Source organism: Sphingomonas arabinosi, assembly GCF_036663715.1.
Lineage (GTDB): Bacteria > Pseudomonadota > Alphaproteobacteria > Sphingomonadales > Sphingomonadaceae > Sphingomonas.
In genome coordinates this window covers 605,251-615,449 of record NZ_JAXOJN010000002.1, presented here as the reverse complement: position 1 = coordinate 615,449, position 10,199 = coordinate 605,251, and the positions used below count along the sequence as shown (strand labels likewise).

Genomic DNA, 10,199 nt, shown 5'->3' with positions numbered 1-10,199 from the left:
GGACTGTGGTTCCGGCGGGGTCGCTTGCTCATCTTGCTTCCTCTTCGCGGCCAGCATGGCCGCTGTCAGATCGGCAATCCACTTATCCCCGCTGTTCAGATTCCTAGAACCACCTCTCTTCGTCGCGCAGCCGCAGCGCATCGATGCTGTCGGTCGGTTTGGCAGGGTCGTCGCCCATCGCGCGGTAGCGTGCGGTCAGCACCTTAGCGGCCATCACGATCAGTACGATGCAGACGACCATCGAAAAGGGGTTCATCGTATCTCTCCTTCAACGAGGCTCGGGTTCCGGGCCGTCAGCACGATCGATGGTGATGTCGGTGGCAAAATCGCGTTGGATGGCGTTGGCTCGGTACGGAGCCGTTCGATCTCGTCGGCGACGCCGGCGCCGCGATCGGTAGCGATCCGTTCCAGCACGCGGACGCGCTGTTCGAGACGTTCGGTGTGGGCCGCATATTGTGCCGCCTTCTCCGCGGTCTGCGCATTAAGCGCGGTGGCCATCGTTTCCTTGTGCCGCAACCAGCTCTTGAACATCTCGCTGCCAATCCCGAGCGTGACGGGGGCGCCGACACAGACGATGGCGAGCATGAAAACCGTAAATCCGTCCATAGTCGAATGTCCTTAGCGGCCGCGAAGCGCTTCGATTTCACGAGCGGTGCGCTCGGCGGGATCGGTGGCGATGCGTTCGAGGACCGCGATCCGCTCCTCGAGGCGAGAGACCTGGCCGGTGAGGCGCTCGTTCTCGCTGCTGAGCAGTTCGACCTTCCGCTCGGCGGCAGGATCCTGCTTGTGCGCACCTCCCCAGTTCATCGAGTTGCCCCAGTCGTCGCTCGGCGGATAGCCGTGCTTGGTACGGATCCAGTTGTTCGCGATCCAGCCGATGGTCGTGATCGCGATGATCGCGATTATGAACCCGGGTCCAGCCCAATTCATCGTCATTCTCCCTGTTGACGCCGCGTCTCAGCGCAGGCTGTCGATCTCTGCCGCGAGGCTGTTGCTGGAGCGGCTGGTATAGTGCGTCTCGATGTCGGCGAGGCGGCGGTCGATGTCGCGGAACTTGCTCCGGACCTCGGCGGTCGAGCGCTTCGGGTTCGAGCGGACGCCCTGCCAGAACTTCGCGTCGTCGGGCGTTTCGTACAGCCCGATTGGCTTGGCATGCCCCATCCAGGCGACCAGCCAATAGGCGAGCAGCGTCCAGGGAAAGCCGCCGGCGAGCGTGAGCACGACCATTGCGACGCGGACGAAGAGCACGTCGATCCCGGTATAATCGGAGATCCCGGCGCAGACGCCCTTCCACTTGGCGTTCTGTTTATCGAGGTAAAACTGGGTGCGGCTGCCGGACATTTCAGTTCCTCCGATCAGAAGTGCGGTCGGATTGCTGGTCCGACAGATACGGCGATTGCGTGGTGCCGAGGCCCGGCTTCCAGTCCGGATTGTCGGCGGCGATGATCCGTTCGACGGTCATCACGCGGTCTTCGAGGCGGCGGGCGAGCATCTGCATCTCGTCGAGCAGCTTCTCGTCTTCCTCGGTCATCCGCGGCGCCTGCTTCCACTTGGTGATGTAGTGCAGGATCACCCACGGGAGCCCGATGAACAGTACCGCGCAGACGAGAACGGGGGTCAGGTCATCCATCTCAATCGTCCTTCTTCATGCGCGCCTTGAGCGCGGCGAGCTGGGCGTTGACCTTGTCGTCGCTGCGCAGTTCGGCAATTTCCTCTTCGAGCGTCTTGACGACGCCGAGCCCCATCGCATCCGCGCGGCCCTCGGCCTCGTCGACGCGGCGATCGAGGATCTCGAAGCGGCTGAACGCCTCGTGCGTCTTCGGGCCGTTGTACATTTCCCGAAGTCGCGTCCGGTTGTTCGCGCTCTCGAGCCGGGTCTGCACCGCGTTCTGCTTGGTGCGCGCCTCGCGGAGCTTGGTCTGGAGCTTGGCGATGTCCTCTTCCGACGCGCGCAGCGCATCGTCGAGCACGCCGACCTCGGCCTTCAGCTGCTCGGCCATGTCGAACGCCTTCTGGCGTTCCACGAGCGCGGCCTTGGCGAGGTCCTCGCGGTCCTTGCTCAGCGCCAGTTCGGCCTTCTCGGTCCAATTGTCCTGGAGCTGCTCCAGCTTCGAGATATGGCGGCGCATCTCCTTCTGGTCGGCGATGGTGCGCGCGGCGGAGGCGCGAACCTCGACCAGCGTCTCCTCCATCTCGAGGATGATCATGCGGATCATCTTCGACGGGTCTTCGGCCTTCTCGATGAGATCGGCGAAGTTGGCGGCGACAATGTCGCGGGTGCGGGAAAAGATGCCCATGTAAATCCTACTCCAGGGGTCGGCCCGAGGCTCTCGGGGAGCCGTCGAGGTCTTATGCCACGATCGAGGTATGTACTGCGATAGGCGTTGCGTTGGTTGCGATGGCGGGACCGACCGCGCCGAGCACGCAGGTCGCGCTGACGACGATGGTGCAGAGGGTGGCGACGGCGGTGCGGGCGATGTTGGTGTTGAACATGGTGGGTCCCCTTTAAGGATGGTTGGTTCCGCTATTCGGCGGGTTGCCTCAAGCATTGCATCTGTCGTGCCAGTTTCGAAAATGGCCGAATTGCAGGGGTTTGCGCGATTCTAGGTGTTTGGGCGTTGGCGTAAGCTTGCCAAGAGTTGGGAATTCGCGCCACATCTTCGTCATGGAGCGAACGACACAGGTCATCGGCGAGTCCGGCACGTTCATGGCGGCGCTCGAACGCGCGTCGCGGGCGGCGGCTTTGGACCGGCCTGTGCTGGTGATCGGCGAACGTGGCACGGGCAAGGAGCTGGTTGCCGAGCGCCTGCATCGCCTGTCGCCGCGGTGGGACCAGCCTTTGGTCATCATGAACTGCGCGGCGTTGCCAGAGACGCTGATCGAGGCGGAATTGTTCGGGCATGAGGCGGGCGCGTTCACCGGCGCGACCAAGGCGCGGGTAGGGCGGTTCGAGGAGGCCGATGGGGGGACGTTGTTTCTCGACGAGTTGGGGACGCTGTCGATGGCGGCGCAGGACCGCCTGTTGCGCGCGGTCGAGTACGGCGAGATCACCCGGATCGGCTCATCGCGACCGATGCGCGTCGACGTCCGCATCGTCGCGGCGACCAACGAGCATCTGCCCGACAAGGTCGACCGGCACGAATTTCGCGCCGATCTTCTCGACCGGTTGTCGTTCGAGGTCGTGACGTTGCCGCCGCTGCGCGCACGGACCGGCGACGTGGTCGTCCTTGCCGAGCATTTCGGGCGGCGGATGGCGTCCGAACTGGGGCGCGAACGCTGGGAAGGGTTCGGCCCGGCGGCGATGGACGCGCTGATCGCGTATCGCTGGCCGGGGAACGTGCGTGAGTTGCGCAACGTCGTCGAGCGCGCGGTGTATCGCTGGGAACAGGCCGGGCCGATCGACGCGATCGAGATCGACCCCTTTCAGTCTCCGCATCGGCCGGGTGCCTCGACCGCGCCGAAGTCCGCAGCCGTAACCCCGCAACCGGCCGAATCGGAGGACGGCGAAGACCCGGTCGTCGCCTGCGAGGAAGGACCATCGGACTTCAAGTCCCGCGTGTCCCGCTTCGAACGCGACCTGTTGTCCCGCGCTCTGGCGGAACACCGCTTCAACCAGCGCGCTACCGCCGAAGCGCTAGGGCTAAGCTACGACCAACTCCGCCACGCCCTGAAACGCCACGACCTGCTCAACGCCGGGGGCTGATACCGCGACTTCTTCCCCCCTCCCTGGAAGGGAGGGGCCGGGGGTAAGTAGGCTTCCGTATCGTGAAACGTCCCGTCACAAGCTGGCCGACCCACCCCCAATCCCTCCCTTCCAGGGAGGGGGGAAGAAGGTGTGCTGCCGTTCAGCGTCAGGCGCTCTTCCCCACCAGCCCCGCGAGCTTCTTCAACTTCGGCGCGACCATCGGCACGGTCAGCATCGTGCTCGCCAGCGCCATCAGCAGCAGCGCGGTGAACGTCTCGTTGGTGATTATCTTCTTATCCAGCAGGATGTTGACGAAGATGATCATGATCAGCGCCTTGGTCTGGAGCAGCCAGCCGATCGCCGAGGCCTCGCCCGGGCGCCATTTCAGGATCCGCCCGGCGGCGTGAACCCCCGCCAGCTTGCCGCCGACCGACGCGACCAGCAGCAACGCCGCCGCGCCGAATACCGCATAGCCGCCGACCGCCCACTGCGTCTTCAGGCCCGTCGAAAGGAAGAACACCGGCATCACGGCGAGCAGCACGAAGTGACGGAACTGGTCCATCTTCGCGGTCGTGAACCACTTGGCGTCGAGCACCGCGCCCGACAGGAATGCTCCGACCATGAAGTGCAGCCCCGCCCAGTCCGCCGCGAACCCGCAACCCGCAAGCCAGATCAGGCTGACATACCAGCGGTCGCGCTCCTCGATCATCCCCATCAGCTTGCGCACGAGCATCGTCGCGATCGCGAACCCCACGAGGAAGCCGCCCTGCCGGCCGACCCGCTCCCAATCGAGCAGGATCAGCGCTAGTACGCCCCAGATCGCGATGTCGTCGAGGCTGGCATAGCGGAGGATCCGCTGGCCGATCGGCTGGCGCAGCACATCGAGCTTTTCGAGGAACAGCACCAGGATCGGCAGCGCGGTGACGGCGCAGGCCATGCCGATGCCGAGCACCACCTGCCACGTCGCGCCGTCCGGCCCACGCCAGCCGGGGTAACGCAGCATCAGCGCCGCGGCGATGCTGCCGGTGATCAGCGGCACCGCAAGCGCGAGCCCTGCGGTGACGCCGGTCTCGCCCCGCCGCTTCCACGCCTCGCCGATATCGAGTTCGATGCCGGCGACCCACACGAACATCATCACCGCCCACCACGCGATGCCGTTCAGCGATCCCATCGTCGCGGGCGTAAAGATCGTCGCGTAATAATCGGGATACGCCGCGCCGAGCACACCCGGCCCGAGCAGGATGCCGCCGAAGATCTGCACCACCACCAGCGGCGCCCAGTAATCGGTTCGCCCCAGTCGCCATACCAGATACGGCGCGGTGAAAATGATGAGTATCGCGAGGAGGAAAACCTCCGTCGGCGTCATGGCGTGCATCTGGATCCCCCGGCGCCGATCGGTTCCCCCCGCCGGCTTCGTTACGGGTGTGACAGTATTCGGGGGAAGCGAGCGCGGCAACCTGTCGATGTCCCAATCGGCCCATCCCGGTTCATTCTGTCCGCTGCGTCATATCGGGACAGGCGTCGAAATGGGTGGGGGGGACCGACTGGCCGAAGCGCGCCGTTCCGTGCGATCACGCAACGAACGTCGCTAGCGAGCCATCGTCGCGTAAGGAGGGTTTCGGATGAAACGATCGTTGCTGGCGCTCGCGCTGTTCGCCGCTCCCGCGGTCGCGCAAGGGCCGCGCTGGTCTTGCGGGGGCAGGGCTCGGTGGTGGATGGCCTGGTCTTCCGCGGCTACCGCGTGTCGGATGGCAACGGCGCAGGGATTCGCACCGAGATGGGCGACCTGACCGTCACGAACGCGATGTTCCTCGATAGTCAGGAGGGCATTCTCGGCGGAGAACCGACCGCGCAGAAGATCACGATCGATCATTCCACGTTCGCGGGGCTCGGCCAGTGCGACGAGTCCCCCGGCTGCGCGCACGCGATCTACCTCGCGAACAAGGGCAGCGTGACGATCACCAATTCGCGGTTCGAGCGCGGGACGGGCGGGCACTACGTCAAGCTGCGCGTGCCGACCGTGTCGATCACCGACAACAGCTTCGACGATACCGCCGGGCGCAGGACGAACTACATGATCAACCTTCCCGAAGGCGCGACCGGCTTAATTGCGCGCAACACGTTCGTGCAGGGGCGGAACAAGGAGAACCACACCGGGCTCATCGTGGCCGCAGCGGAGGCGAAGACGTACCGTTCTACCGGGTTGCGGGTCGAGGGGAACGATGCGCAGTTGTCTACTGGGGATAGCAGCAGCCCGGCTTTCCTGGCGGATTATAGCCATGACAAGCTGGCACTGGGGGCGAACCGCCTAGGTGCGGGGTTGCGGCCGTTCGAGACGCGGTAAGCGGTCGGACTTCGCCGACCCCTCTCCGTCATCCTGACGAAAGTCAGGATCCAGGGTAACGAGCGCTGCCCATTGCGGCTCTGGGTCCTGACTTTCGTCAGGATGACGGGAGGGGGCCGGATACGGATGAGGGGGAAGGCGCCCCATACCAGCCTCAAAAGTATGTTCTCCCGCGAAGGCGGGAGCCCAGACTGGACTCTAACCTTCGCGGGAGAACATGCCTAGGCGAGCAAGACCTTGCTCAGCTCGGGCAGGTGCTCACTGCACCCGGATCGAGATCGAGGCACCGGCCGTCCAGCCCGCTCACCGGCAAACCGATCGTCGCCGCCAAGGTCGGTACGATATCCACCGTCTCCACCGACAGAGGCTGCTCGAACCCCGTCATACCCTTGCGCCAGAACAGGATCGGCACCCGGCGATCGTAATCCCATGGTGAGCCATGCGTCTCGACATAGCCGCTCGCCGGCGACACGATCGTCGTCACGCGCGGCTTGAGAAGCACCACCAACTGCCCCGAGCGCTCAGGATCGAACGACGCACGGGCCCGCTCGATCAGCGTCCAGGTCTCGGGCGGAGACTTGGCCATCGGCGTCGCCATGATCTCGGCGGCGGAGTACGCCCCCGCGATCTGCGGCAGCGCGCGATACCGGCGAAGCGCTTCTACGAGTACCTTCGCCCGCGTTTTCTCCGGCAGCGAATCGTCGATATAGACGTCGCCCTCGGTGCCGAGCAGCACGCTCCTCGACAGCCCCAGGTCCTTGGCGATCGCCGTGCCGACCTGCTTGGCCAGCACGTTCTCGTCCATGTGCGCTTCCATCGGCATCGCCCGCTGCTGTTGCCGCTCGGTCGCGTCGTGCGCGCCGTGATCGGCGGTCAGCACGACCTCGTAATCGACCCCGGTCTCGTCCATCACGTCAAGGAAATCGCCCAGCGTCTTGTCGAGCTGTGCCATCTGAATGCACATCTCGGTGCCCTGCGTGCCGTAGGTATGGCCGATATAATCGGTCGCCGACGCGCCGATATCGATGATGTCGGTCTGCGGCCCCTTGCCGAGCTTCATGTCCTGCACCAGCGCCGCCGCCATCGCGAACACCGCGGCATCCGACGCCGGCGACACGCGGAAGCCCTTCGCGTCGCCGGCCTCACGCTCGAAGCGTCCCTGACCGTAGGTCTTGCCCGCGATCACGATCGGATGGTTCACGCCCGCGCAATAGCCGGGCAGCGGCAGCGCCGCCTGCGGCTTGGCGATCAGCGCGGCGACGGCGTCGCGGGTGCGCTGCACGGCCGGCGGCACCGCGCGGCCGGCGTAGGAGACGTACGTCTTGCCGTCCCACCACCAGAGCTCGTCGACCTTGTGGCCGCCCATCATCACCGCCGCGCGATCCTTGCCCGCGACCGAGACCGAGCGCGTCCGCGGATCGCGCGCCTTCATCATCTCGCCGAGCGTCGGCACCTTCAGATGCATGTCCGACACGGTGTAGCTGTCGTGCGTGCTGCCGGTGACGCGCTCGTCCTCCGAGCAATAGACGATCTTGTCGGGGCGCCCGGCGCGCTGGTCGACCCAGTTGTTGGCGATGATCCCGGTATGCGCGGGCCGCATGCCGGTGAGGATCGTCGAGTGACCAGGGCACGTCTCGGTCGCGGCATGGCTCTGATACCCGCTCGGAAACACCGCGCCGTTGAGCAGCCGGGTGAAGCCGCCGGTATAATGGTTGCGATATTGCTGGAACAGGTCGGCGGCGAACTGGTCTACCGAGATCGCGACGATCAGTTTCGGCGGGGTGGCGGGAGTCGCCGCCGGCGTTGGCGGCGCGGGTATCGGTGAGGTCTGGGCGGAGACCGAAGCGGCCGAAGTCAGCAGGAGCGCGGCAATAAGTGCTTTCACGAACAGTCCTTTAGCCAGCGACAACCATCGAGCGAGGCCGTCGCTTTGAAGTGCAATACGACAAGGTCACCGCTATGGCTTTGTGCGATGAACGAAACAAGGATGGCCATGCGCAGATTACGTTGCGTCCTGATGACGGTCTTGCTGGCCGTCTGCGGGCTGGCGAGCGGCCCTGCGCTAGCGGAATCGCTGAACGGTTCCAGCCAGCATCTGATGATGAAGCTGGTTGCCGAAAGCGATCACCCCAGGGCCGGCGCTCCGCTGACGATCGCGCTGGCGACGACGCCGGAGACCGGCTGGCATGGCTATTGGCAGAACCCCGGCGATGCCGGCTTTCCGGCGACGTTCGACTGGACGCTGCCTGCGGGCGCGAAGGCGGGCGAGCCCGAATGGCCGGTGCCGACGACGCTGCTGATCGCGGGCCTGATGAACTACGTCTATGAGGCGCCCTATGCGCCGCTCGTGACGATCCAGGTCCCGGCGGGGCTCGCGGCAGGGACGAAATTCCCGATCCGCCTGAAGACGAGCTACCTCGTCTGCTCCGCGACGATCTGCGTGCCCGAGGAGAAGGCGTTGTCGCTCGACCTCACGATCGGTGACGGTGCACCGTCGCAGGCGCCATTGAAGTCGGGGGCGTTCGCGGGCTGGCGGCAGGCTATCCCCAAGCCACTCGACGCGGGCGCGACCTATGCGGCGATCAACGGGACGATGCGGATCGCTATCCCGTTCCCCGCGGGCGCGAAGGCCGACAAGGCATATTTCTTCCCCGTCACGACCGGTGTGATCGAGAACGGTGCGGCGCAGACTGTCACGCGCGACGGCGACCGGCTGACGATCAGCACCAAAATCGCGGCGAATGCCAAGACCGGCGGCCCCATCGAAGGCGTGTTGCGGATCGGGGACGGGCAGGGGCTCGGCGTCAAGGCGACGCCAGGCGCGGTCGGCGATGCGGCCGGCAGCGGCTCGACCAGCGCGAGCGGCGAAAGCATTTGGCTGACGGCGCTGATCGCCTTTGCCGGCGCAGTGCTCGGCGGCCTGATCCTCAACATCATGCCGTGCGTGTTCCCGATCCTTAGTCTCAAGGCGCTCAGCCTCGCGCGCGGTGGCGCCAGCGAGAAGGACGCGCGCGGCGAGGCCTTGGCGTATACCGCGGGCGTCGTGCTGGTCTGCCTCGGCCTCGGCGCGGCGATCCTTGCCCTGCGCGCAGGTGGCTCGGCCGTCGGCTGGGCGTTCCAGTTGCAGCACCCTGGCGCGATCGTCGCATTGCTGCTGCTAAGTACTGCGATCGCGTTCAACCTCGCCGGTCTGTTCGAGGTGCCGACGCCGCGCTTTGCCGGCGAGAGCGGCGCGAGTGGGGCGTTCGCGACCGGCGCACTGGCGGCGTTCATCGCGACGCCGTGCACCGGGCCGTTCATGGGCGCGGCGCTCGGCGCGGCGCTCGTGCTCCCTTGGCCGGCGGCGCTCGCCGTGTTCGGCGGGCTCGGGCTCGGCTTGTCGCTTCCGTTTCTCGCGATCGGGTTCATCCCTGCGTGGCGGCGATGGCTGCCAAAGCCTGGCGTCTGGATGGAGACGTTCCGCCACATCCTTTCGGTGCCGATGTTCCTCACCGCGATAGCGCTTGGCTGGGTGCTCGGGCGTCAAACCGGCGTGGACACGCTGACGCTTGCTTTGGTCGCGGTACTGACGGTCGGCGCAGTGCTCTGGATCGGCGGCACGCGCCAGCGCAAGGGCAAGTCGTTCGGCGTGGTCGCGCAGGTCCTGTTGCTCTTCGTGTTCGTCGGCAGCGCAGTGCTGATCTCACGCGCGCCGCCGGTCGCCGCCAAGAGTGCCACTACCGGCGACGAAGCGTTCACCGAGGCCAAGCTTGCCTCGCTGCGCGCCGAGAAGCGCCCGGTGTTCGTGTACTTCACCGCCGATTGGTGCCTGACGTGCAAGGTCAACGAGAAGGCTGCAATCGACACGACCGGTGTCCGTGATGCGTTCGCCCAGCATAAGGTCGCGGCCTTGATCGGCGACTGGACCGACGGCGACCCGGTGATGGGCCGCTTTATTCAGGCCCACAACCGTGCCGGCGTGCCACTGTACCTGTATTACGCGCCGGGCGCTGCCGAACCCACCGTCCTCCCGCAGGTCCTTACGCCGGGGTTGCTCGAAAGCCTCGGGGCTTAATCGGATTCCCCTCCCTGGAAGGGAGAGGTTAGGGGTGGGTCGGCCAATTGGCTGAAGCAGCACCAGCCTCAAGCCTGCCACCCCCAGCCCCTCCCTTCCAGGGAGGGGAGCAAGTC

The 10,199-nt window shown here is 65.8% G+C and carries 12 protein-coding genes; 3 read left to right on the top strand and 9 right to left on the bottom strand.

Features of this window, described 5'->3' with window-relative positions; translation table 11 throughout:
• Window positions 1-103: 103 nt before the first annotated feature.
• The 7 genes from U1708_RS05700 to U1708_RS05670 are packed head-to-tail and all read right to left on the bottom strand — an operon-like array spanning window position 104 to window position 2,493.
• On the bottom strand, window positions 104-256 hold the full coding sequence (locus tag U1708_RS05700) for a hypothetical protein (protein ID WP_332743550.1): 153 nt from the start codon (window positions 254-256) through the stop codon (window positions 104-106).
• Window positions 253-606 (bottom strand): hypothetical protein, encoded by a 354-nt coding sequence (locus U1708_RS20690; RefSeq protein WP_443025442.1) that lies wholly within the window; start codon window positions 604-606, stop codon window positions 253-255. The genes U1708_RS05700 and U1708_RS20690 overlap by 4 nt, the downstream gene beginning before the upstream one ends.
• Window positions 607-618: 12 nt before the next feature.
• Window positions 619-930 (bottom strand): hypothetical protein, encoded by a 312-nt coding sequence (locus U1708_RS05690; RefSeq protein ID WP_332743616.1) that lies wholly within the window; start codon window positions 928-930, stop codon window positions 619-621.
• A gap of 27 nt (window positions 931-957) precedes the next feature.
• Entirely contained in the window at window positions 958-1,341 is a 384-nt protein-coding gene (pspC, locus tag U1708_RS05685; protein WP_332743548.1) for an envelope stress response membrane protein PspC, read from the bottom strand.
• A 1-nt stretch (window position 1,342) separates the two neighbouring features.
• Complete coding sequence (pspB, locus tag U1708_RS05680) at window positions 1,343-1,630, bottom strand: envelope stress response membrane protein PspB (protein WP_332743545.1); 288 nt, start codon at window positions 1,628-1,630, stop codon at window positions 1,343-1,345.
• Between the two features lies 1 nt (window position 1,631).
• A complete protein-coding gene (gene pspA / locus U1708_RS05675; RefSeq protein WP_187502363.1) occupies window positions 1,632-2,297 on the bottom strand; it encodes a phage shock protein PspA in 666 nt (221 codons plus the stop codon).
• 52 nt (window positions 2,298-2,349) lie between these two features.
• A complete protein-coding gene (locus U1708_RS05670; protein WP_332743542.1) occupies window positions 2,350-2,493 on the bottom strand; it encodes a hypothetical protein in 144 nt (47 codons plus the stop codon).
• A gap of 172 nt (window positions 2,494-2,665) precedes the next feature.
• Here U1708_RS05670 and pspF point away from each other — a divergent pair, with 172 nt between their 5' ends.
• Window positions 2,666-3,703 (top strand): phage shock protein operon transcriptional activator, encoded by a 1,038-nt coding sequence (gene pspF, locus U1708_RS05665; RefSeq protein WP_332743540.1) that lies wholly within the window; start codon window positions 2,666-2,668, stop codon window positions 3,701-3,703.
• A 148-nt stretch (window positions 3,704-3,851) separates the two neighbouring features.
• Here pspF and U1708_RS05660 read toward each other — a convergent pair whose 3' ends face one another.
• Window positions 3,852-5,060 (bottom strand): cation:proton antiporter, encoded by a 1,209-nt coding sequence (locus U1708_RS05660; protein WP_332743538.1) that lies wholly within the window; start codon window positions 5,058-5,060, stop codon window positions 3,852-3,854.
• 333 nt (window positions 5,061-5,393) lie between these two features.
• Between U1708_RS05660 and U1708_RS05655 the strand changes: the two genes are divergently transcribed.
• Window positions 5,394-6,029: a right-handed parallel beta-helix repeat-containing protein gene (locus tag U1708_RS05655; RefSeq protein WP_332743536.1), complete on the top strand. Its 636-nt coding sequence runs from the start codon at window positions 5,394-5,396 to the stop codon at window positions 6,027-6,029.
• Between the two features lie 241 nt (window positions 6,030-6,270).
• Here U1708_RS05655 and U1708_RS05650 read toward each other — a convergent pair whose 3' ends face one another.
• The gene (locus U1708_RS05650; RefSeq protein ID WP_332743534.1) at window positions 6,271-7,914 is read right to left on the bottom strand and encodes an alkaline phosphatase family protein; all 1,644 of its coding nucleotides are present in this window, start codon (window positions 7,912-7,914) and stop codon (window positions 6,271-6,273) included.
• Window positions 7,915-8,022: 108 nt separating this feature from the next.
• Here U1708_RS05650 and U1708_RS05645 point away from each other — a divergent pair, with 108 nt between their 5' ends.
• The gene (locus U1708_RS05645; RefSeq protein WP_332743531.1) at window positions 8,023-10,083 is read left to right on the top strand and encodes a protein-disulfide reductase DsbD family protein; all 2,061 of its coding nucleotides are present in this window, start codon (window positions 8,023-8,025) and stop codon (window positions 10,081-10,083) included.
• Window positions 10,084-10,199 lie beyond the last annotated feature (116 nt).